Consider the following 23,066-nt stretch of genomic DNA (forward strand, 5'->3'; position numbering starts at 1 on the left):
CTTAAAGTTTCTCCATTGGCGGGGCACCCACCAACATCAAGCGAATAGTGCCCGAAGAACCAAAATCGATCGTTACGGTGGCTCGCGCTCCCTGGCCGTCCGCAGCAATCACGGTACCCAGTCCATATTTGGCGTGATTGACTTTGTCGCCGACGGCCAGGTCCAGTTTTGCGCCCTCGGGCTTCTTTTCAGGTATGGCAGATTGATTCCGTTGCGAAGGGGAAGACGCAGCGGATCCACGCATCCGGCGGGAACGACGGGCCCCATAGGAAATATCTGACCACGCATCATCGTTTCCACCGCTAAAGCCTGTAGTACCGTATCCACCACCCCACCCGGAGCCAAAGCCAGGACTAGGTTCCTCACGTTTCCACGTGATAACTTCCGACGGAATTTCTGCCAAAAAACGACTCGCGGGGTTTTCAACAGGTCGGCCCCAAGCAGACCGCATCATTGCGCGCGTTAAATACAATTTCTTACGGGCCCGTGTGATACCGACATATGCCAGGCGGCGTTCCTCAGACAATTCATGCGGATCCCCAAGCGCACGCAGATGTGGGAACTGCCCGTCCTCCCAGCCACTGACAAACACTACTGGAAATTCCAGCCCTTTAGCGGTGTGCAGTGTCATGAGCGTGACCACACCATGTTCGTGGTCTGGTATTTGATCAGCATCTGCCACCAGCGATACCTTCTCCAAAAAGGCTGAAAGGGAACCCGCTGGTGCTTCACCCTCGATAGCAACTACATCAATCTCGCTATCTTCTAGTCCCGCCGCGTTGACTGCATCAGAAGAAAACTCACGCGCTACCGAAACTAATTCGTTGAGGTTATCGAGCCGGGTGCCATCCTGTGGATCATTAGACGCTTCTAATTCGGCTTTGTAGCCGGTGATATCCAAGATCCGGCCGATCAACTCGCCCAATTGCGGCTGTCCAGTAACTTCGTTGCTCAGCGACGGAATTTCCTCACGCACAGTGGCCATCATTTCCACAAACCCTCGCAGTGAATTGCGTGCGCGCGCACTCAACCCTGAGATTTCGCCGGCAGCTGCCGCCTGCACGGCTTTACCGAAGCTAATATTGTAATTTTCCGCATGCAAAGCAACCTGGCCTTGGGCTTTTTCACCAATACCACGCTTGGGAGTATTGATGATGCGACGCAAGCTAACGGTATCGTCAGGGTTTTCAAGTACACGAAGGTAAGCCACAACATCGCGGATTTCTTTGCGCTCATAGAATTTGGTTCCCCCCACGACTTTGTATGGAATCCCCGAGCGAACAAAGATATCTTCTAACGCACGTGAAGCATTATTCGTCCGGTACATCACGGAAATATCGTTGTAGCTGTAGCCTTGATCGCTCAATTCATCGATCTCTGCAGCTATAAACCGTGCCTCGTCGTGCTCATTATCTGCGACGTAACCGATGATATTGTCGCCCGCACCTTGATCAGTCCACAGCTTTTTCTCGCGACGTCCCGCATTATTGGTTATCACCGCGTTGGCTGCAGTCAGGATATTTTGCGTAGAACGGTAGTTTTGTTCCAGCAAAATTGCTCTCGCCTGCGGGTAGTCGCGTTCAAATTCTTCGATGTTTCGGATGGTGGCACCACGGAAAGCATAAATGGATTGATCCGAGTCGCCGACTACGCACAACTCGGGTGCGCTGATTTGTTCTGGCCCCGGCCGGGCACCGTTTCCCTTGCCGACGAGAGCTGCCACCAGCGCATACTGTGCGTGGTTGGTGTCCTGGTATTCGTCAATAAGCACGTGCCGGAAACGCCTGCGATAGTATTCAGCTACTTGCTCGTGTTGCTGGAAAATCCTTACGACTTCTGCGATCAAATCATCAAAATCTACCGCGTTAGCTGCGCGAAGGCGTCGTTGATACTCGGCATAAACTTCTGCGACGGTCGTGTCAAAAGGGTTTTTCGTTGTTGCTGCCGCCGCGGCGGCCTCAGCAGGGTCTTGCAACTCGTTTTTGAGGTTCGAGATGGCATTTGCCAAAACCCGCCCAGTGAATTTTTTCAGATCCAGGTTCATTTCCTTGGCGATCATAGAGAGCAACCGGCGAGCATCATCACCGTCATAGATACTGAAATTCGTGTTCAAGCCGTCGATAAGCTGGGCATGTTGGCGCAAAATCCGCACGCATGTTGAGTGAAAAGTTGCGACCCACATACGGTCAGCAACCGGACCGACGAGGTTGCCAACACGCTCACGCATCTCCCGGGCGGCTTTGTTCGTGAACGTAATAGCCAAAATCTGGTGTGGCCCCACGCCACGCTGCTGCATAAGGTAAGCAATACGCCGGGTCAATACCGCGGTTTTCCCGGAACCAGCACCAGCAACAATCAACAGAGGACTTCCAGAATGCTCAACTGCTTCGCGTTGTTGCGCATTAAGCCCGGAGACCAATTGCTCACCCGACTGCTGGATCGGCTGTAGCGGTGAGCCAGAAAACCATGGCTCGGGGTTGTGTGCAGGTGAGTTCTGGGACTCTCTGTCATGTGGGCGAGGGTGAAACGGCGATGAATTCATAATGCTTCCAAACTACTATTTCGCAAAGTTTTTCACCGTCTAGTGCGAAGTTGTAACTACGACCACAGTAGAATGAAACACATGGATATGGATGCTGTGGCTGCAAACTTCCCCGTGCGCACACCTACCGGGACGGACGATCCACTCTCCGACAAGGAAATTGCGGCTTACCGGGAAGAAATCGACAAGATGAATGACATTATCTTGTCCGCGATAAAACGGCGCACGGAAGTTTCGCAAGCGATTGGCAAAACCCGCATGAGTTCCGGGGGTACCCGCCTGGTACATACACGCGAAGTGGCAATCATCAATTATTTTCGCGACGAATTGGGCAATGAAGGCGCCGATATCGCCAATGCTCTGCTGCGCTTGGGGCGTGGCCACCTGGGCTAGCCCACCCGACAATTGCCTAAGGTCCGCCACCGAAAACAGACCAAGCGGTGCATCACACGTATTTCACAGACATTAGTATGCCGTGGAAACCGCAACTTAAACTATTTTTATTCACCTATGGAGCATTCATTTCCTGACACAAATCCAATACCATCACCCCACCTAAAACCCCAATTCCGTCAGGCTTGCGACAGGCCACACCAAAAACATAGACAGCTTAGTCTAAAGATTGCAGACCAAGAGTGCTACTCTGACGTTAGTTCACAGGTGATCAACAGAAATGCTTATCGCCACTCAACAAGGAGGTTTCTCATGTCTGATCTCACCCCAAACCACAAGGCCGGCGAGCCACTGGCGCCTATCGATGGAGAATCCCTCCAGGCGATGGCCAATAAAAACACCGAAAACCCAGAAGGTGGCAAAAAGGTCATCCGCACCCACACTGAAGCAGATGGTCAGTTCCGCAATTACACCCAGGTACGCGATCTGAAACCAACCTTGGTTTCCGAGCCACCCAAACTGCTCGGCGATGATTCCGCACCAAACCCAACCGAAATTGCGCAGGCAGGTCTAGCAGCTTGCATCTCCGTAGGTATCCAGGCGGTTGCAACCCACCGTGGGATCACATTGACCAAGATCAACATCGACATCGAGTCTGACATCGACATCTCCCCAACTTGGGGCGTTTCTCCTCGCGAAGACGCCCGCCCGGGTGTCTCTGACGTACGCGTGAAGGTAGACGTCGACGGTGATGCCGACCGTGAAACCATCGAAAAAGTGGTTGCCGATGCTATTCAGTGGTCACCAGTGGTGAACACCTACACCCGGCCAGCCAAGCTAACTCACGAGCTCGTATAGGCCGCACACCAGCCCGCTCCCACCAATGCGATTGGAGCTTAGGATCACTAAGCTCCAATCGCGCAATGAAGGCGACTTTCATGACTACTGCAAACAGCATTGAACTAGCTCCTTTAGAGCTTGACGAAAAGATCCGCGCAACGCTGCAGGAAAACGCACCCGCCGTCGATAAGGGTGAAAAGCCAGCGCGCTACGGCCTAGAGCTGTTGGCTCAACATGGCCTACTCAACATCAACAAACTGGTGTCCGCCGTCCGTCTGGTCCGTGGATTAGCACGTGAGGATCTTTCTGTCGCATTTAGCACCTGGGCAGACCTTATGGTCTTGACCTACCTGAAAGCCGCTGACAGCCAGCACCCACAGCTAATCGAAGCCATCCAAAACGGCACCCGACCAGGCGTCACGGGCATGGCTTCCGTATTTAAGTTCGCTGCTGGTGCAGGGGATCTCGATTTGCAAGCCAAGGCTGTCGACGGCGGGTATCGCGTATCCGGCAAATTGAAATGGGCTTCAAACTTGGCTGAGGATTCTGTCATAGTATCTGGCGCCCACTCTGATCGGGGCGGGCAACTTTTATTCGTTGTTGACGGCAATGCCTCCGGCCTCACGCTTGGCACCCCATTCGGGTTGCTAGGTTTGAATGCCACCGCGTCTGCATGGGTGGAATTTAATGAAGTCTTCGTCCCAGAAGAAAATATTTTAACCACCAACTTCAAAGAATATCTGCCGAAGGTTCGCCCAACATTTCTGCTGCTACAAACTTCGGAATGCTTAGGCGTGGCAGAATCTGCAATCGCTGCAGCTAGCGGCAAGACTGTCGGAATCAATGAGGTATTCGCCGATGACGTCGCGAAGACCTACGAGAAAATCACCGAATTAATTAACACCCAAGAGTCCCTAGCGGAAAAATCTGCTAACGGACAACAAGTGGCATTCTCCGACCTATTGCGCCTACGGTTGGGGGCAGCAGAGGCTGCTGTAGAGGCCGCCAATCTAGAGATTCGGGTAGCTGGTGGCGCAGGCTATGCACAATCATCGCCAGCCTCACGCCGTTATCGTGAGGCCACGTTCATTCCTGTGCAGTCGCCTTCCGAAGGCCAGCTGAAATGGCAATTGGCACGCGAGGAAAACTAAGCAGTGACAGATTCGAACAATTCGACCGCTGGTTTCAGTCTGAAAGACAAGTTGCGTGGCGCATCGGGCGCCTTCCCGAAAGGCACCACAGTGGTAACGACGTTGCATGAGGGAGCAGATGCGGGAATGACGGTATCTGCTTTTTCTTCGCTATCCCTAGACCCGCCGCTGGTCATGCTATCAGTGGGCAACCATTCTTCCTCTCTGCCAAAACTCAAAGTAGGCAACCCAGTTGCAATTTCCGTTCTGGCACAAGGTCAAGCACCGCTGGCTCAACAATTTGCGAGAAAAGGAATCGACCGCTTCGCTGGGGTGAAAACCCACCGGACTACACTCGATGTTCCAGTAATTTCTGGCGCTGCATCCTGGTTTTCGGGCACGATTCAGTCCAAGACCCCCGCTGGGGACCACACCATCGTGATCGTAACAGTAGAAGAATGCGATTCCGACGCATCGGTAGCCCCGCTGCTCTACCAAGGCGGAGAGTTCCACTGCTGGCCAGAGGTCGGCTGGCGCCCGTCTTCAATTTAACAAGCCTGAGAAACCTACCAGCCCAAGATTCTCAGGTCCACAAAACCCGCAAACACCTTAAGGTGTTTGCGGGTTTTCGTATTTCCAGACGACGGTCTTCCTAGCACGCAGGCCTCAACGCGGGCTAGCAGTTGCATAAACCAGGTTACTCCGAATGTTTTGCGCTCTTTTTGGGCGTGTCGAAACATCCTTAACAATCGCAACACTTGTAACTTCAGTAGCATGAACTAAATTGCATTAATCTTACCGCGCCCGGAAATGCATTAACCCTCATTTATAGATATAAGGAGTCCATCATGAGGATGCGTAGACGCCTATCTCCTTCTCGCCCCCGCTGGCTCACACCAACGATCGCGCTAACCAGCACTTCCGCCCTCGTAGCGGCTGCTGCATTCGGCGGCAACCACGTGCTAAATACACAAAGCGCCGGTGAACAACCGATCGAAGCCACCCTGAAAACCACAAGTTTTTCCAGTGGCACCACGACCGTCGTGGACGATCCCGCGATTGCTACTCAAGGAGCTCACGACCACGGCCACGGTCATGATCATGGTCACCAGCACGGCAGCCCCGCAGAAGGCGAATCACGCGCCGTGCAAGAATTTACGCAAGAAGAAGAATTTGATTCCTTTGCGCTGACTTGGAAAGGCAACCGTGACGTTCTCGCATTCTTCCGCGCACAAGCAGCCGATGGCTCTTGGGGCCCATGGCTAGAAACCCACCCGCTTCCCAACCCCGATGAGGCCACGCAACAAGGCACCGAGTTGATCTATGTTGCTCCAACCAACAAGGTGCAGGTTTCTCTGGCTGGAGTGGACCTTTATGGTGCCGAAGCCCACGATAACCACAGCGCCCATGATGGTCATGCTGACCATGATGATCACAGTGTCCATGATGATCATGCTGACTCCGACGATCATGCCCCAGAGCTAGCCCCACAGATCAGGACCCCCAAAGCTGGCTTAGAAACCTCCGAAGGCATAATCCAACCAGTAACTGATTCTGTGGACCTCACGCACACTGATAACGCTGTCGGTGTCGCACCATTACCAAAAGCTGAAGAGCTCAACGCCGTTTTCGTCAATGGCCAAGAAGGTGCAACCCCGGCCGGTATTCAGCCGACCGCAAACCTTGCCGTTGGCCTGCCCAGTGTGGTCACCCGTCAGGCATGGGGCGCCAACGAATCTTTCCGCGGCAACTGTGGGCCAACCGGTATGGATTACAAAGCCATGACACTGCACCACACCGCAGGGATTAACAATTACACCAGAGAATCCGCTGCGGCACAGGTCCGTGGCGCATACCAGTACCACACACAATCTTTGGGCTGGTGCGATATCGGCTACCACGCACTCGTCGACAAGTTCGGCACCATCTATGAAGGCCGCCGCGATGGCTTGAACGCTGGAGTACTCGGCGCCCATGCAGGTGGGTACAACACCGGAACCTTTGGGATCGCATTGATTGGCAACCACCAAATCGCGCCAGTTCCGCAGCCGACAATCGACTCCGTCGGCCAAATCGCTGGCTGGCGCGCAGCACAATCTGGCTTCGACCCGTCCGGTACCGTATCGCTGACCTCCGAAGGTAGCCAATACGCTCGCTACCCTGCTGGCGACACTCGGACGTTCAACCGTTTCCATGGCCACCGCGATGTCGTCAACACCGAGTGCCCCGGCGATGAAGCTGTCAAACAGTGGGCGTCGATCCGCGCCGCAACCAACCAGGCCTATAGCCGAGTTTCCAGCATGATCGCGGGAAATCCAGGTGGCACACCGAGCCAGCCGGGCAACCAACCGCAAGGCAACCAACCGCAAAGCACACCTCCGCAACGTCCGTCGTCGCCAAATGGCAATGGTGGCCAGGATCTCGCTAAGCTCGCTGCCACTGCAATTGGTGTGATCGCCCCAATAGTTATGACTTTGCTGAAAAACTCTCAAACCAGCAGCCTGCCCGGTGATGCAAATAACCTGGCACAACTCCAAGTACTGCCTGGGCTCAATCTCGGTGATATTCCCGGTCTGGTCGGGCGCGTAGTGAAGTTGAGCGGCGATTCCAACATTGAGCAGACATGGGCACGCATTAACGCCCTATTGGGACCCGTCTTGGGTACACCGATCACTGGCATTGGCACTGCTGGTGCAAACACCGGCTTAGGCGCAGACGTTGACTTCGCTGTCTTCGACAACGGCGTGATCGTCGATTCCGAAGAAACCGGAACCCAAGCACTTTGGGGAGAAATCGCACGCGCCTGGGCAAACGGGGCGGTCAACACGCTGGGCTTGCCGACGAGCACTCCAGAAAACTATGACGGCACCACCCCAATCCGTGTGAAATTCCAGCACGGATCCATCACCTATGACCCAAATACTGGCCAGATTGATATCGCAGAAGAACCTGCTGATTCGCACAACCACTAGTCCGCACCAGTTCATGATGACTCGCCCCAACTCGCGCAGTTAATTCACGAACTAACTGCAACCAGGAAGGAGCAGTTTTGCATATGTGTACACATTCCCCAGAAACTGCGCACGCAAGTCAATCTTGTCCGCAACGCCAGGGCCAACACGGACCAGGCCACTGTCATCATGGCGCGGCAACGGGTGTACGCCTCGTAGCCGTCATTGTCTTGACCACCGTAATTCTGGTTGCGGAGATCGTCGGCGCGTTCTGGTCGGGATCGCTAGCTTTGCTTGCCGACGCTGGACACATGGCCACTGATTCCGTCGGCTTGGTCATGGCAGGTCTCGCAATGTGGTGGGGTCAGCGCAAAGCTACCCAGCTGGCAACCTATGGGTTTGCGCGTGCCGAGGTTATAGCCTCTGCACTCAACGCTTTACTAGTGATGGCTATTGCAGTGTGGATCATGATCGCCGCGCTCCGAAGGATTCACTATCCCGCTGAACTTTCTGCCGAAGTCATGATGGTCGTCGCTACAATCGGCCTGCTAGCCAACCTGCTAGCAATGCTATTGCTGCACAAACCATCGCAGAATTCGCTGAATATCAAAGGCGCTTACCTGCACATCATCTCAGATATGCTCAGTTCCGTCGGAGTCATTTTTGCGTCCGGGGTGGTCTGGGCAACTGGTTGGAACGGTGCGGATGTTGCGGTGTCCGTGCTCATCCTGGCACTCTTGTTGCCCCGTTGCTGGCACCTGTTAAAGCAATCTTTCTCGGTACTGATGCAGCATGCCCCGGCCGGATTAGACTATGTGGCAATCCAGCGCGAAATACTTCGCATTCCTGGCGTGCAGCAGGTTTATGACCTACATCTGTGGTCTTTGACTGGATCGGATGCGGTGGCCACGGTGCACGTCGTCGCCACCCGGCAGCACGAGATAGTTCTGCGCCACGTCGAAAACGTTTTGCGCACCAAGTACGGAATTGCACGCACCACCGTGCAAGTCGAGACTGCTTCCCCCACCACGGAACACTGCTCAGCCGCCCAGCCGACCAAAGCGACCAGCACCGCCGACCGTGCCGCGGCGCACCATCCGCACACCACCGAGCATCAGGGTTGGCAGCTATGGGATAAAACTGCTGTCTCATGTACCCGAAATTGGCGGGCACCTGTCGTGCGTACGAGCACAAGTCGGTATCATTTAACTTCGTGAGTTCTTTTGCATCGATAACCACCACCCCCGAATGGCAGCGTCTCAAAGCTCTGGCCGACGAGCAGGATTTCCATCTTCGCTCGTTGTTCCAGTCGGATCCAGATCGTGCCCGGCGGTGGTCTTTTTCTGCCGGCGAGTTACATCTCGACCTGTCAAAAAACTGGATCGATGACAACATTCATGACCACTTGTTGGCTCTCGCCGAGCGCGCCGGTCTGCGCGAAGCCCGGGAGAGGTTTTTCTCCGGCGCACACATCAACAACACCGAAGATCGCGCTGTCTTACACACCGCGCTCCGGGCACCTGGGTCTTTTCTCTCACAGGGCACACAAGATTTACTCGTAGACGGCCAGAACATCACCCAGGATGTCCACGCCGAACTGGAAAAAATGGAGCGCTTTGCCACTTCCCTGCGGGACGGCACCCGTACCGGGTTTACGGGCAAACAAATCCGGACCATTGTGAACATCGGCATCGGTGGTTCAGATCTCGGCCCAGCCTTTGCCGCACTAGCACTCCAGGAATACAACACCGCAGGAATTCACGCAGAATATGTTTCCAACGTGGATCCAGCGGACATGAACGACACCTTGGGCGTGGTAGATCCAGAAACCACCTTGTTTATCGTCAGTTCAAAATCGTTCGGTACCCAAGAAACACTGTCTAATGCCACGGCTGCTCGGCGTTGGCTCATCGACAAACTCGGCAGCGCGGATGCGGTGGCGCAGCATTTCGTGGCGGTATCTACCAATGCGGACAAGGTCCGCGAATTCGGTATCGACCCAGACAATATGTTTGTTTTCTGGGATTGGGTCGGTGGCCGTTATTCAGTAACTTCCGCGATCGGGTTATCGCTGATGCTGTGCATTGGGCCGGAAGATTTCCGCCGGTTCCTGGATGGCTTTCATGCCATCGATGACTATTTCTATCGCACAGACTTGAGCGATAACGTCGTCGTGCTCATGGGGTTGTTGGGCGTGTGGTACACGAATTTCCATGGAGCAGCCAGCCACGCAATTTTGCCTTATTCGCAGCACCTGCGCCGCTTCCCCGCTTACTTACAGCAACTGACCATGGAATCTAACGGCAAATCCGTGCGCCGTAACGGCACAGGCGTGGACTATACCACCGGCGAAATCTACTGGGGCCAGGCGGGAACCAACGGCCAGCATGCGTTCTTCCAGTTGCTGCACCAGGGCAAGCATCTCATTCCAGCCGATTTCATTGGCTTCGCCCGCCCGCATAATGATTTAGCAGCTATCGACGGTGAAGGTTCTTTACACGATTTGTTGATGAGTAATTTCTTCGCGCAATCAAAAGTCATGGCTTTTGGTCGGACCGCGCAAGAAGTTGCTGCCGAAGGCGTCGCGGAAGAATTAGTCCCCCATCTGGTGATGCCTGGAAACCGTCCCACTACCACGATTCTGGCGCCAAAATTAACCCCGGAGGTACTGGGCAGCCTGATCGCGTTGTACGAGCACATCACCTTTGTGCAAGGCGTGATATGGGACGTGAACTCCTTCGACCAATGGGGAGTTGAGCTCGGAAAAACCCAGGCGGACGAGCTCTTGCCGGCAGTTTCCGGCGCGGAAAAAATCGATTCCGGCGACAGTTCGACAGACCACTTGCTGCATTGGTATCGGAAGCAGCGTCAAAACAACAGCTAATCCAGCAACGGTTGGCACTGTGGGCACCACCAGATTATGCGCTCGAGTTCACCGGTGATTCCACCGTGTTGTTTCTGGTCCGGCCCACCGAGTGAATCTGACACGATGAGGCTGCGGCAGCGTCGGCATGGCCGATTATTGCGCCCGAACACATAGGTTGTCTCCCCGGCGCGTTTAATTCCGGTGGTCACCCGTACCGGTTCGTGCCTATTCGCCCACATGATCCGCCGCGCAATCTCCAAAATTTCGGCAACCCGCTCGTAGCTAAGCTTGCCGACGCGACTTGCTGGGTGAACACCAGCTAGAAAACAAATTTCTGCTCGATACTCATTGCCAATACCAACCAGGTTGGTTTGGTCCAGGAGCGCAGTGCCGATGGGGCGATGCGGTTGTTGCATAATTCGGCGTAGCGCCTCTGCGCTACCAGTCTCTCTGGCCTCCCGGCCTTCGTTATCCTGCGCCCCTACATCGCTGTCTACATCGCTGTCTTCCCAATCATCACTTAAAATATCTGGCCCTAAATCTGCGATGAATCGTTGATAATCAGCAACCGGCAGCACGCGCACTAAGCCAAGCTGATGCCCCACGATTTCGATGTCGCGCGGTTGATGCGCAAATCGCAGTACGACCCGCGCGGTGTAGCCAGGCTTGCGCCATTTGTCCCCAACCAGGTGCATCGCCCAGCTGCCTTCCATTTTCAGGTGCGTAGCCAGAATATGCTCCTCGAAAAGCATGAATAAGTATTTTCCATAAGGCCAGATTTTTGTGCAGCGTGCACCAGAGAAATCGTGGGTTGCATAGCGCGGGGTGCGCAGAGAAGTATGCGTGACTGTCTTGCCCACAAGAAATTGCAGGCGCTGGGAGAGCTGCAAGACGGAATCGCCTTCTGGCATATCGAGGCTACCTCCGTTTCAGAGAATTTTCGGTTTCGCTTGTTCGACCAGGACAACAGCCGCCGCACTACATTGTGCAGCGGCCACTGCAGCAAACTCTGCTTGGATCCTTGCACCAACCAATGAAGCAGACTAGTTTCCCAGCCGGATACCTTTCGGGCTGAGTTTAGCGCCATGTTCTCGCATAGAAATTGCCAGTGCGGACCCCAGGATTGCTGTTCCATTGGCTTTTTCGATAATCAACGGGCGGATCCACTCTTTTTCCAATCCAGCCTGTAGTGCAGTCACCAATAATTGTGTCGGATCCTGTTCGATGTCTTCTGGTAAAGCTTCGAAAAACGTCGTCAAGGTTTTTCCGCCTCGGCTCAGATGCGCCAAACATAATCCGTCGACAAGCACTACCAGGGCACCAGCAGCACGGGACGGACGCGCACGAGCAGTGCTTCCGGTATCTGCTGTCTCACCGTCCGCACGCGGCCAATCCAAAGCCGCCCCGTAGGGATTCGCCGGATCAGTGGCAGCTATCAGAACTATGCTCGGCTGCGCTGTTCCCGACGGCCACCCGTGTACATCTGGAGCATCATCACAACCACGTAGCCGGTCCACCACTGCGGGCGTCGAAAACTGTGCGGCCCCCAGCCCTTCAATGAAATACCCACGTTGGGCTTTACCTGTGGATTCAAACTCACTCAATACTTTGTATGCCAAGGCGAATCCACCAGGCACATCCTCGGATACAATGCTGCCACGACTGACCACACCATAACGGTCAAGCCAGGCCTCGCCTTGGGCTACCGAGCGTGCCGTGGCGTCGGTGTCGGCAGGTATTGTCAGTGCCCAACGCCCCACCATATCCGGCGGTGTAGCCTGAGCTGACCGGGCGTTCTGCCCGGTGGCGAAACTCGTGCGTCCCAAGCGCAAGCGGGAGCGACGGGGCTGTCGCTTAGCTTTGTGCGCCCTGCCCGCACCACCCGCCAGCCGTGCGCGGAGCGGAGCAAAACTATCCGGGCTGACCATCCCAAGATCAACCAGGCCCCATAGGCCCTCGCGAACTACATCACTAGAATGCAGGCTTAGCTGGTCGACGATTTCCGCAAACAGGTAGCCACCACCATTGTGCAAGACGTCGACAATGGCTTGCTGCACGGCCGACAGATTCGGGTTTTCCCCATCCGCAATTGGCGCGAGCTGCGCCGCATATTCAGCAGGCAGCAACATGATCCAAGGGTCATTGCTCCCAGCTTGCCCCGCTCCCCGGATCAGCACTTCCCCATTACTGGTGAGTTCGTCGAGGTGACGCGGGCTAAAACCGGGTACCCGGGACGGCAGCACCAGATGCTCCCAAGCACTCGCCGGCAACCGTACCCCGGCTAATTGCTCGACTGCTGCGAAAACCCCATCCGCCCCGCGCAGCCCTTGCTCCGTTGCACTGGCGTGGGAAGTACGAGGGCCTGTAGTCCCAACTGTGCCGGACGCAACGTCAGGTATCTCGGTTATCTGATGCCAATCTAATAAGAAGCGAGCAAACGCTGACTGACTCACAGGTTTTTGCGCTTTGCGGGCCGCCGCCAACGAGCGCGAACGGATCTGCTTTAATACTCCCGAAGCGCAATATTCCAGTTCATCAATGCCTTGGCGGTAGTGTCCTTCCACTAACTCACCGCTGGCAGCTAATCCTTGTACGATATGCCAGGCACTGGAGATACTTAGGCCGAATGCTTGCGCAGCATCGTGTATTACAAATGGGCCGCGCGCCCGAGACCAGCGTTTTAATAATTGTGCGAGAGCATCATCAATGGTCTCAGTAGGTGCCAGCACGCCGGGTGGTACTGGTATTCCTAGGCCGTCGCGAAGCAACGCTGCATCGTGGGATTGCGCCAGATAGTCCTCGCCCACCATGCGCACCAACATCACACGTGAGCCCAACTCGCTCCGGGCTCTGGCGACAGAGATGTCTGCATATTCAGCAAACCGTGCAACCGGGATGGGTCCGATGCGCCGCAGGGTATCGGCTAATTGTTCTGCTGTCTGCGCTCGGCGATCTGGCGCAGTGTGCTGCAGCGATTCATGCACTGCCGTGATCACGCTCGGATCCAAGAGTTCACGTAGCTCCACGGTTCCCAGTAGCTTTGCCAGTAAGCTTGGGTCCAATGACAGCGCCGCTGCCCGTTTCTCAGCCAGTGGGCTATCGCCTTCATACATGAACGCGCCGGTGTAATTAAACAACAATGACGAAGAAAATGGCGACGGTTGCTCCGTGGTCACTTCCGCAATCCGAATATTACGCTGAGCAATAGCACGGGTGACCTCATTTAATGCCGGAAGATCATAGACATCTTGTAAGCATTCGCGCACGGTTTCCAAAATGATAGGAAAGGACGGATACTTCCGTGCCACGTCCAGCAGTTGTTCTGCCTTTTGCCGCTGCTGCCATAGCGGGGCGCGTTTGCCTGGGTTGTAGCGTGGCAATAACAGCGCACGTGCCGCGCATTCACGAAACCGCGAAGCAAATAGTGCAGAATTACCCACTTGATTGGTCACTATGTCTTCGATCTCATCAGTAGTGAAGATAAACAGTGACGCATCTGGCTGCTGCTCGCCTTCAGGCACTCGCAGCACAATGCCGTCATCACCGGCCACTGCTTGGGCATCCATACCGGTGTTGTCCGCAATGCGCGCACCAACCGCTAATGCCCAGGCAGCGTTGACGCCACGTCCAAAAGGGCTGTGCAAGACGACGCGCCAGTCACCGAGTTCATCACGAAAACGTTCCAAAACCAGGGTTTTTTCATCCGGGATCAGTCCCGTTGCTTCGTATTGCTCATCCAAATAACCCAATACGTTGGCTCGCGCACGCTCATCTAACGGAAGCTCATCCAGCAAAGCCTCTCGTTTTCGGTGAGCTTCGCGTCGAAATTCGCCCAAAGCTAAGCCCAGCTCATAAGGGCGTCCTAGCTGATCTCCGCTCCAAAACGGCAGACGCCCCGTGTGGCCCGGCGCGGGAGTCACGATGACTTGATCACGCGTGATGTCTTCGATGCGCCAGCTGCTCGCGCCTAGAGTGAAAACATCCCCGACGCGGGATTCGTACACCATTTCTTCGTCTAGCTCACCTACCCGGCGCGGGGTGGCTTTGCTGGTCGTGTCGCCGCGAGTGGTGCTAGCTCCAGTGGCTGTGTCTGTCGTACCCGCCAGAAAAACCCCGAACATGCCACGATCCGGGATAGTGCCGCCGCTTGTTACCGCCACTCGTTGCGAACCAGGCCGAGTAGACAAAGTGTTGCGCACCCGGTCAAACACAATGCGCGGTTTCAACTCAGAAAAATCGGTACTAGGGTACAGTCCGCTGGCCAGATCTAGCACCGATTCGAAGACTTCGCGGTCCAAATCACGATACGGCCAGGCGCGACGAATAGTAGTAAACCATTCATCTACGTCCAGATCTTCCACTGCTACCGCAGCGATGGTTTGCTGCACCAACACGTCCAGAGGATTGCGTGGAACATGGATCTTTTCGATCAATCCTGGGGCTACCCGGTCGACGGTGACTGCAGTTTGCAAGAGATCCGCGCGGTGCTTCGGGTAAAAATCTCCTTTTGAAACGGCCCCTACGCTGTGGCCGGCGCGGCCAACTCGTTGCAAGGCGGAGGCCACCGACGGTGGTGATTCTACTTGCACTACCTGTTCGACTGCCCCCATATCGATGCCTAGTTCCAATGAACTGGTCGCGACGACAGCTTTCAACGCACCTTGTTTCAGCAGGGATTCTGTCTGCGCACGTTCATCTTTGGAGACCGAACCATGGTGTGCGCGGGCAATAACCGACGGCGCAGTACCCGCGATATCAGTGTGTTTCATCAACTGTGCGGGGTCCCGGCGCGTCGACGCCGACAATGATTCTGGGGCATGCTCGGCGGCATAAAGTTCGTTGAGCCGAGAGGTCAGTCGCTCTGCGGTTCGCCGGGAATTCACGAACACCAGAGTGGAGTTGCATTCCATGATGGTCTGGTAGAGCTCCGCTTCGATATGCGGCCAGATTGATTTCGCGGTTGGCAACGCCGAATCACTAGCAAACGCCGAATCACTAGCAAAGGTAGGGCTAGCAGCGTCGGGCGCACCACCGCTGCTTAGCCCCAATGGATCATCGACCGTCATCTCCCCAATCGTCGAGGCTTGTTCCGGTACCGGTAAATCTGACATGTCATCTACCGGCACGCGCACAGCAAGTTCCCAAGCCTTCTGCGCTGGTGGCGCGACAATTTCCACGGCTCGGTCACCACCCAAAAACTGCGCCACGGATTCAATCGGGCGCACCGTGGCAGACAAACCGATTCGTTGTGGGTCGTCGGCGATGCGCGCCAATCGTTCCAGTGTGAGCGCTAGGTGCACCCCACGTTTACTACCGGCTAGCGCATGGATTTCATCCACTATCACGGTGGTTACGGTCGTTAAAATCCCGGCGGCTTTACTTGTGAGCATGAGATAAGCCGATTCGGGGGTTGTGATCAAAATATCTGGCGGGCGACGCAGTTGCCGCGCGCGTTCTGCTTGCGGAGTATCACCACTGCGCACTCCAATGCTGACCGCTGGGGTATCCATACCAAGACGTTGTGCAACCCGCTCAATGCCGGTCAATGGGGCGTGTAAGTTTCGTTCGACGTCGACGCCCAAGGCTTTCAGCGGCGAAATATACAATACCTTAACCCCGGGTTTGCCTGCGTCGGCAAGAGAGAGCTGGCTGTTTCCAACCGGCAGGCTAAGCTGACCATCGCCAGCGATGAGCCCGTTAAGCGCCCAAAAGAACGCCGCCAGGGTTTTACCAGACCCCGTTGGGGCCACAACCAGCGCGTTTTTCCCTGCAGAAACCGCTTGCCAAGCTTGTTGTTGCACGGGCGTGGGCCGAGCAAAGACTTCACGAAACCAACCTGCCACTGGCGGGCTGAAACGAGATAGGACGTCATCAGGCATGAGGCCCACTCTACGGCTACAGTATGGGGCATGACAGGCGTGTTATCAGATGTTCGACTCACCAACCTTTTGGCCCAAGGTTCCGGGGAAATTCTCAAAGGAATCCGCGGGGTTGGTTTGTTGCGGGATAAGGAGCTCGCGCAAGCTGGTGACGAGCTGGCCCAAAACTGGATCGCGCGCGTGCTTGCTCAGCATCGCCCAGACGATGGTTTTTTATCCGAGGAGGCCAAGGATAATCCCACGCGGCTGCAGAAAAAACGAGTGTGGATTGTCGACCCGCTCGATGGCACAAAAGAGTTCGCCACCGGCCGACAGGACTGGGCCGTGCATATCGCGCTAGTCGAAGACGGGGTGCCGCTGCATGCCGCAGTCGGCCTACCTGACCTAGGTGTGGTGTTCCGTTCGTCTGATGTGCGCGCGGTATCCGGTCCGTTTTCGCGACGCATTGTGGTTTCGCGTAATCGCCCTCCGGAAATTGCAGACTACGTCGGCAAGCACATGGGTTTGCAGACCGTAAGGCTGGGCTCTGCCGGCGCTAAAGCAATGAAAGTCCTGCTAGGCGACGTTGATGCCTATATCCATTCCGGTGGACAATATGAGTGGGACCAGGCCGCGCCCGTCGGAGTGGCCCAAGCGGCCGGTTTGCACGTTAGCCGCCTGGACGGTTCGCAGCACCGGTTCAACCGCGCCGATACCTATATCCCGGATTTGTTGATCTGCCGGAAAGAACTTGCCGACGACATGTTGGGACATATCGCGGATTACAAAGCAGCCAACGGCCGCTATTAATCGTTAACTGTCTATGGCTAGTTGTTCATGCCTGGTTGTTCATGTCTAGCTGTACAAGACTGGTGGTACATGACCGATTGTTAATCGGCAGCGATGGGTACGCGCTAGTAAACTATGGCTCATGACTAAGCCGGCAACTAGCTCCGAAACTGACCCCACGAGTAGCGCCCATCCCCAAGCCGCTAGCAATACGATCTGCACTCCCTACGAGGATTTATTGCGCGATGTCCTAAACAACGGCACCGCTAAGCAGGACCGCACTGGCACCGGGACCACCAGCGTGTTCGGCCGACAGTTGCGGTATAACTTAGCCGAATCCTTCCCACTTTTGACCACTAAAAAAGTCTATTTCCACGCGGTAGTCGGTGAGCTGTTGTGGTTTTTGCGCGGCGATTCCAACGTGGCGTGGTTGCAGGACAACGGTGTGCGCATTTGGAATGAATGGGCCGATGATAACGGTGAATTAGGGCCGGTTTATGGCGTGCAATGGCGTTCGTGGCCAACCCCAGATGGCGGGCATATCGACCAAATCACCCAAGCCGTCCAAAACCTGCGAAAAAACCCGGATTCACGGCGCATGGTAGTCAGTGCTTGGAACGTCGCCGAGTTGGATGACATGGCATTAATGCCCTGCCATTTATTGTTCCAATTGTACGTCGCGGACGGCAAGCTCTCACTACAGGTTTACCAGCGCAGCGCGGACCTATTTTTAGGTGTGCCTTTCAACATCGCTTCCTACGCTTTACTGACGCATATGCTCGCCCAACAGGCTGGGTTGGAGGTCGGCGAGCTGATCTGGACCGGTGGCGACTGCCATATCTACAACGATCACTTCGATCAGGTCCGTGAGCAACTACGCCGCGAGCCACGCGCTTACCCACAACTGCGTTTGCGCAAAGCTGCCAGCATTTTCGATTATGATTTTTCCGATATCGCGGTCGAGGGCTATGATCCGCACCCGTCGATCAAAGCACAGGTCTCGGTGTAATGACCATGTTGGGAGCAATTTGGGCGCAATCACTCGACGGAATTATTGGCGACGGGGTGGCCATGCCGTGGCATGTGCCGGAGGATCTCGCGCATTTCAAAGAAATCACCACAGGTGCACCGGTGATCATGGGACGCAAGACATGGCAGTCGCTTCCCCAGCAGTTCCGCCCACTACCTGGGCGGGACAACTACGTATTGTCGTCGGCAAGCCCAGGTAGTTGGTCTGCCGGCGCTGAGGTTATCGGCTCGCTTGCCGACGTCGCGCAGTTACACACTGCATGGATTATGGGCGGTGGCAAAGTCTACGAGGCGACCTTGGGCGATGTCGACCGGTTAGAGATCACCCTGATGGGGGCGAATATTGGTAGCATTTATGGGCAGCGGGCCGTGTATGCTCCCGATGTTCCCGATGATTTCGGTCTGGTAGCAGATAGCGATTGGCAAGTCTCTGCGAATGGACACTTGCAAATTCCGGGGCATGAGCCCAGTGATTTACCGCTCAAGTATCGATTCTTAACCTACGAACGAAAGGCAGCAGCCTAAATGTCTGACGTACAAACCCCAGAAACCTCCCACGACGTGACCATCTTCGCTGCCAGCTGGTGCCCGTTTTGCCGCAAGCTGATCGGTGATTTGGAAGCCAATGGCACCCCATTTGCGGTGATCGATCCAGACTCGGAAGAAGGCCAAGCCAAAAACGCCAACCCATGGATCGAGTCTGTCAACGATGGCAACCGCATCATTCCAACGGTGCTGTTTTCTGATGGTTCCTCGATGACGAACCCACCCGCCAGTGATGTAGCAAAGAAATTGCAAGAACTACAAGGCTAACGCTGTAGTGTCGGTGACAAACTGTTGCTTGCGCCAGCGCCACACCCGCGCGTTCGCCCGAAATTTTCGTGTGCGCTAAGCTAATGGCTGGCCGGAATACCCGGCCAGTGTCGGCCCCAGTAGCTCAGGGGATAGAGCACGGCTCTCCTAAAGCCGGTGTCGGTGGTTCGAATCCACTCTGGGGCACATTCTTCTCTGGGATATTTCGTGTTATCTCGAGACATCATTCCTATGGTGGCTCGAGATTTCTCGTTTTCTCGGGTGCTTAGGCCTTGGTTTTAGGGATTTTATGAGGTCTGTGCAAAGTCTATTGCAGCCCAGACCGGTTCACTGATTCACGCCTTTGCAACGTTTTATTTTTTGAGAGTTTCTACTCCTGAACTCCTAGCTCCCCGAAACGATAACTTAGCGCACCAGCACTCGCGTTTTAACCCCGAAACTGTTGTTACTACTGATATTATTGTGACGATTGTTCATTCCTGATTGGAGGAATCTTGATGAATACCGGTCGCAATTTCAGCCGACGCTCTCTATTCCGCACTACCGGCGCCCTCGCGATAGCTGGCGCTTTTGCCAGCACCAGCGCAACTATCGCTGCCCCACACGCTGCAGCAGCAAACGGCCCTGGCCCGATCTTGGGCCGGGTGCTCGATTACGCTGCCGGCGTACCTTCTGCGCGTGCCATCAAGGACGGCGGCTTCCTCGGTGCCGTACGCTATGTCTCTGAACGCCGACCAGGCGCAGAGTGGATGCTAGGCAAACCCGTCAGCGCCACGGAAACCAACAACCTGGCAGCACTCGGCCTGGAAACCGCCTCGGTTTACCAATTCGGCCGCGCCGCAACTGCAGACTGGAAACAAGGCGCCTTAGGCGCCGCCACCCACGCACCAAAGGCGATCGCTTTACATCGCAGCGCAGGTGGCCCAACCGGCCGTCCTATCTATATTGCAATTGACGACAACCCCACCCGGGGCGAATACGATTCTTTGATTGCCCCCTACCTCCGCGCTTTTGAAGCACTACTGAAGGCTGCCGGATATTCTGCCGGAATCTACGGCAACTACAACGTCATCGACTGGGCTATCAAAGATGGCATTGGCTCCTACTTCTGGATGCATGACTGGGGTTCTGGAGGGAAAATCCACCCGCGCACGACTATCCATCAGCTGCCGCAGAATAAGCAGCAAACCATTGGTGGCGTGGTCTGCGACATTAATAATGTCTACGCCCATGATTGGGGCCAGTGGAAGCCAGGCGTTGCCTCGGGTGCGGGACGGACTCCGCAAAATAACCAAAATCAGCATCTCCCACAAGGCCCACAGCAGAACACACCAGGTCAATTCCCAGCTATTCCAGGTAGCACGACGCCACCGAATGTTGCCGAGCTGCAACGGCTCAGCTCTGACCCTGCAGTACAGCAAGGTGCGCGCACGGTGCAAGAGTTGCTGAAACTCGCACAGGATAACGCGCACCTTGCAAAACAATTCGGGCTCTAAACCGCCGCAAGACGGCTGGATCGACAACAGCCAGGAGCAAACAGCGTTATTTCAGATACGGAATAAACTGTTTCTCAGCGATTTCGGAGAGGTCATCTGCGCTACCGGTGATTGCGGCAGCAGCTACAAAATCTTTACCGAACGAGACCGAGGAATGCAGGCTGCGATCGTCCGACCAGCCCCATTTCGTCCCTTGCACTCCAGGCAACTTGGCGGTACCAAAATCCTGCTCATACCCGTCAGCTGCCACGGGGACCGTACGTTTCATCATCTCTAGAAGTGGATGTTTCGGATCTTCATCTTTGATTTGTGCGATGAAGCTGACTACGTCGTAGGTAGACGTGACAGAAAAACCCCACTTGGTGCCGGCTCGCGTCGAAAACAATCGATAGTCTTCTGCAACTTCGTCGATGGATTCCGGATATTGCGCCCACAGCTTGTCGGCCGCCGCATCACTCGATTCGGTAATCATAGCGTCGACAAGCTTTTTATCTGATTCATCGCCATTTTCTAGGACATATTCCGCTATAAACAATTTCACCAAGGATAAGGCCGGGCGCGCCATGCGATCGCTGGTGCTGCCAAGCTTGGAATTATCAGAAAATCGATACAACGTGAACTGGCTACCCTGTTGATTTTCCACGAAATCAATTTTCTTCGGACGCAAGATATTGCTGTCCTCAGTTAGTTCAGAACGATTAGCCTTCTTCGACCCCCCGGAAGCTGGCTCCGCTTTTTCTTCACCTGACCCAAAACTTGCGGAATCGTTGCCCCTGGTTTTAGCAACGTCATGCCCACTTCGATCGGCGGAAGCTCGGGCATCAGATAATTCTCCGTTCGGGCTAACCGACAGATGCGAAGCACTCATTCCGCTATGGGAGCCAACGAACGCCACAGCGACGATCACCGCCACTGCCGATGTTAAGAGGCCCCAACTCAAAACCTTAATCCCGAGCAGTCCAGAACCAGACTGAACGGCTGAAACCTGCGGCGTCGATGAGGTGGAACCTGCGTTTCCGAAATCTTTTGAGCGCGTCACAAATACATATCCTACAAAAGCAAAATCCCTTAACGTTAACCTACGCTAAGGGATTTCTGTGGAGAGCTAGCAGTCACTAGCTAGTTCGCTGCGAGCAGCTTTAATGATCAACTGGCGCTTCCACACCTACGCCTGTCATCGAACGAACTTCCATTTCTGCTGCCAAATGGTCAAGATTGTCCGGCTTAGAGAGCACGGTACCCAAGTAACCAGCCAGGAAGGCCAGTGGAATGGAAACCAGACCCGGAGAAGTCAGTGGGAAGATTGCCCAGTCTGCGCCCGGCACCATCGAAGATTCGGTGCCAGAAACGGCTGGCGAGAAGAAAATCAACAACAGGGAGCCAATTAGACCGGTGTACATCGAGGCAATAGCACCGGTGGTATTGAATTTGCGCCAGTACAACGAGTACAGGATCGTCGGCAAGTTTGCGGAGGCTGCAATAGCGAAGGCCAACGAAACCAAGAAAGCCACGTTCTGCTCCATCGCCAAGATACCCAGGATAACCGAGGCAATTCCAAGCACGATCACAGTGATGCGGGAAATACGAACCTGGGATTCTTCCGATGCCTCACCGTCGCGAAGCACCGCGTCATAAATATCGTGAGCCACCGAAGCGGATGCCGTAATCGTCAAACCTGCCACGACCGCAAGCACTGTTGCGAATGCCACCGCGGCAACGACGGCCATAAAGATTGGTCCCATCAATTCAAGGGCCAGCAGTGGTGCAGCCGCATTTGCGCCGCCTGGGGCGTCAACGATGATATCCGGGCCAACCAGTGCCGCCGCGCCGTAACCCAGAACCAAGGTCATCAGGTAGAACGAGCCGATAATGACAATAGCCCAGGTTACTGAACGACGCGCCTCGACCGCAGTAGGAACGGTGTAGAAACGCATCAGCACGTGTGGCAGGCCACCAACACCGAAGAGCAGTGAAACACCCAATGAAATGAAGTCCAACTGCGTCCAAATATCCGAACCATATTTCAAACCTGGTTTCATGATGTCTTCGGCCTCATAGGCGCGTTCGGCCAGGAATGCAGAGTTGCGGTGGGTCTCTACTGCCTGATCAAACAGTGTGGTGAAGCCACCACCAGCAGCGATAAAGGTCAAGATAATCATGACAACTACAGCAGTAACCAGCAAAACAGCTTTAATCATCTGCACATAGGTTGTGCCCTTCATTCCGCCGATTAGCACGTATGCGGTCATAACCGCACCGACGATACCGACGGTAATGTACTGCCACACTTTTTGATCCAGTCCAAGAAGAACCGAAACCAGTGAACCGGCACCAGCCATCTGCGCAACCAAGTAGAACA

The 23,066-nt window shown here is 55.0% G+C and carries 17 protein-coding genes and 1 tRNA gene; 13 read left to right on the forward strand and 5 right to left on the reverse strand.

Annotated features, from left to right (window positions below):
* Position 1: 1 nt before the first annotated feature.
* Entirely contained in the window at positions 2-2,545 is a 2,544-nt protein-coding gene (locus A5774_RS06765; RefSeq protein WP_369815537.1) for a UvrD-helicase domain-containing protein, read from the reverse strand.
* Between the two features lie 78 nt (positions 2,546-2,623).
* On the opposite strand from A5774_RS06765, the gene A5774_RS06770 reads away from it, so the two are divergent.
* The 7 genes from A5774_RS06770 (at position 2,624) to pgi (ending at position 10,740) form a co-directional block, all read left to right on the forward strand.
* Positions 2,624-2,935 (forward strand): chorismate mutase, encoded by a 312-nt coding sequence (locus tag A5774_RS06770; protein ID WP_021352160.1) that lies wholly within the window; start codon positions 2,624-2,626, stop codon positions 2,933-2,935.
* Positions 2,936-3,247: 312 nt separating this feature from the next.
* Positions 3,248-3,793 (forward strand): OsmC family protein, encoded by a 546-nt coding sequence (locus A5774_RS06775; protein ID WP_023019784.1) that lies wholly within the window; start codon positions 3,248-3,250, stop codon positions 3,791-3,793.
* An 80-nt stretch (positions 3,794-3,873) separates the two neighbouring features.
* A complete protein-coding gene (locus tag A5774_RS06780) occupies positions 3,874-4,926 on the forward strand; it encodes an acyl-CoA dehydrogenase family protein (RefSeq protein WP_027017638.1) in 1,053 nt (350 codons plus the stop codon).
* Between the two features lie 3 nt (positions 4,927-4,929).
* Complete coding sequence (locus A5774_RS06785) at positions 4,930-5,457, forward strand: flavin reductase family protein (RefSeq protein WP_027017637.1); 528 nt, start codon at positions 4,930-4,932, stop codon at positions 5,455-5,457.
* Positions 5,458-5,753: 296 nt separating this feature from the next.
* Positions 5,754-7,877 (forward strand): N-acetylmuramoyl-L-alanine amidase, encoded by a 2,124-nt coding sequence (locus tag A5774_RS06790; protein ID WP_027017636.1) that lies wholly within the window; start codon positions 5,754-5,756, stop codon positions 7,875-7,877.
* 83 nt (positions 7,878-7,960) lie between these two features.
* Positions 7,961-9,073 (forward strand): cation diffusion facilitator family transporter, encoded by a 1,113-nt coding sequence (locus A5774_RS06795; protein WP_064833954.1) that lies wholly within the window; start codon positions 7,961-7,963, stop codon positions 9,071-9,073.
* Positions 9,070-10,740 carry a glucose-6-phosphate isomerase gene (gene pgi / locus A5774_RS06800; RefSeq protein ID WP_064833956.1) on the forward strand — a complete coding sequence of 557 codons (1,671 nt, stop codon included), beginning with the start codon at positions 9,070-9,072 and terminating at the stop codon, positions 10,738-10,740. The genes A5774_RS06795 and pgi overlap by 4 nt, the downstream gene beginning before the upstream one ends.
* On the opposite strand, the gene A5774_RS06805 is transcribed toward pgi, so the two are convergent.
* Together A5774_RS06805 and A5774_RS06810 are read right to left on the reverse strand one after the other, a co-directional pair.
* Complete coding sequence (locus A5774_RS06805; protein ID WP_064833959.1) at positions 10,737-11,633, reverse strand: DNA-formamidopyrimidine glycosylase family protein; 897 nt, start codon at positions 11,631-11,633, stop codon at positions 10,737-10,739. The genes pgi and A5774_RS06805 overlap by 4 nt on opposite strands.
* A gap of 132 nt (positions 11,634-11,765) precedes the next feature.
* Positions 11,766-16,601, reverse strand: a complete 4,836-nt coding sequence (locus A5774_RS06810) for a DEAD/DEAH box helicase (protein ID WP_082936140.1) — start codon at positions 16,599-16,601, stop codon at positions 11,766-11,768.
* 30 nt (positions 16,602-16,631) lie between these two features.
* Here A5774_RS06810 and A5774_RS06815 point away from each other — a divergent pair, with 30 nt between their 5' ends.
* The 6 genes from A5774_RS06815 to A5774_RS06840 all read left to right on the forward strand — a co-directional run bounded on the left by A5774_RS06815 (position 16,632) and on the right by A5774_RS06840 (position 20,707).
* A complete protein-coding gene (locus A5774_RS06815; protein ID WP_021352172.1) occupies positions 16,632-17,390 on the forward strand; it encodes a 3'(2'),5'-bisphosphate nucleotidase CysQ in 759 nt (252 codons plus the stop codon).
* Positions 17,391-17,511: 121 nt separating this feature from the next.
* Entirely contained in the window at positions 17,512-18,378 is an 867-nt protein-coding gene (locus tag A5774_RS06820; protein WP_021352173.1) for a thymidylate synthase, read from the forward strand.
* 5 nt (positions 18,379-18,383) lie between these two features.
* Positions 18,384-18,923, forward strand: coding sequence for a dihydrofolate reductase (locus A5774_RS06825; RefSeq protein WP_024272651.1), 540 nt, complete (start codon positions 18,384-18,386; stop codon positions 18,921-18,923).
* On the forward strand, positions 18,924-19,211 hold the full coding sequence (locus A5774_RS06830; RefSeq protein WP_027017631.1) for a glutaredoxin domain-containing protein: 288 nt from the start codon (positions 18,924-18,926) through the stop codon (positions 19,209-19,211).
* Between the two features lie 113 nt (positions 19,212-19,324).
* Positions 19,325-19,397: transfer RNA gene (locus A5774_RS06835), tRNA-Arg, on the forward strand.
* Positions 19,398-19,708: 311 nt separating this feature from the next.
* Positions 19,709-20,707, forward strand: coding sequence for a DUF1906 domain-containing protein (locus A5774_RS06840; RefSeq protein ID WP_021352176.1), 999 nt, complete (start codon positions 19,709-19,711; stop codon positions 20,705-20,707).
* Positions 20,708-20,753: 46 nt separating this feature from the next.
* Here A5774_RS06840 and A5774_RS06845 read toward each other — a convergent pair whose 3' ends face one another.
* On the reverse strand, positions 20,754-21,746 hold the full coding sequence (locus A5774_RS06845; RefSeq protein ID WP_231892370.1) for a hypothetical protein: 993 nt from the start codon (positions 21,744-21,746) through the stop codon (positions 20,754-20,756).
* 100 nt (positions 21,747-21,846) lie between these two features.
* The coding region (locus A5774_RS06850; protein WP_064833963.1) for a cation acetate symporter at positions 21,847-23,066 on the reverse strand (1,220 nt) is incomplete at its 5' end.

This window comes from Corynebacterium sp. EPI-003-04-2554_SCH2473622 (assembly GCF_001665955.1).
GTDB classification, from domain to species: domain Bacteria; phylum Actinomycetota; class Actinomycetes; order Mycobacteriales; family Mycobacteriaceae; genus Corynebacterium; species Corynebacterium pseudodiphtheriticum.

Bases quoted from the DNA above. Each gene is read 5' to 3' on its own strand.
- A5774_RS06810 (WP_082936140.1), bottom strand. From the start codon at position 16,601: ATGCCTGATGACGTCCTATCTCGTTTCAGCCCGCCAGTGGCAGGTTGG.
- A5774_RS06830 (WP_027017631.1), top strand. From the start codon at position 18,924: ATGTCTGACGTACAAACCCCAGAAACCTCCCACGACGTGACCATCTTC.
- A5774_RS06825 (WP_024272651.1), top strand. From the start codon at position 18,384: ATGTTGGGAGCAATTTGGGCGCAATCACTCGACGGAATTATTGGCGAC.
- A5774_RS06820 (WP_021352173.1), top strand. From the start codon at position 17,512: ATGACTAAGCCGGCAACTAGCTCCGAAACTGACCCCACGAGTAGCGCC.
- A5774_RS06775 (WP_023019784.1), top strand. From the start codon at position 3,248: ATGTCTGATCTCACCCCAAACCACAAGGCCGGCGAGCCACTGGCGCCT.
- A5774_RS06790 (WP_027017636.1), top strand. From the start codon at position 5,754: ATGAGGATGCGTAGACGCCTATCTCCTTCTCGCCCCCGCTGGCTCACA.
- A5774_RS06795 (WP_064833954.1), top strand. From the start codon at position 7,961: ATGTGTACACATTCCCCAGAAACTGCGCACGCAAGTCAATCTTGTCCG.
- A5774_RS06840 (WP_021352176.1), top strand. From the start codon at position 19,709: ATGAATACCGGTCGCAATTTCAGCCGACGCTCTCTATTCCGCACTACC.
- A5774_RS06770 (WP_021352160.1), top strand. From the start codon at position 2,624: ATGGATATGGATGCTGTGGCTGCAAACTTCCCCGTGCGCACACCTACC.
- A5774_RS06815 (WP_021352172.1), top strand. From the start codon at position 16,632: ATGACAGGCGTGTTATCAGATGTTCGACTCACCAACCTTTTGGCCCAA.
- A5774_RS06780 (WP_027017638.1), top strand. From the start codon at position 3,874: ATGACTACTGCAAACAGCATTGAACTAGCTCCTTTAGAGCTTGACGAA.
- A5774_RS06805 (WP_064833959.1), bottom strand. From the start codon at position 11,633: ATGCCAGAAGGCGATTCCGTCTTGCAGCTCTCCCAGCGCCTGCAATTT.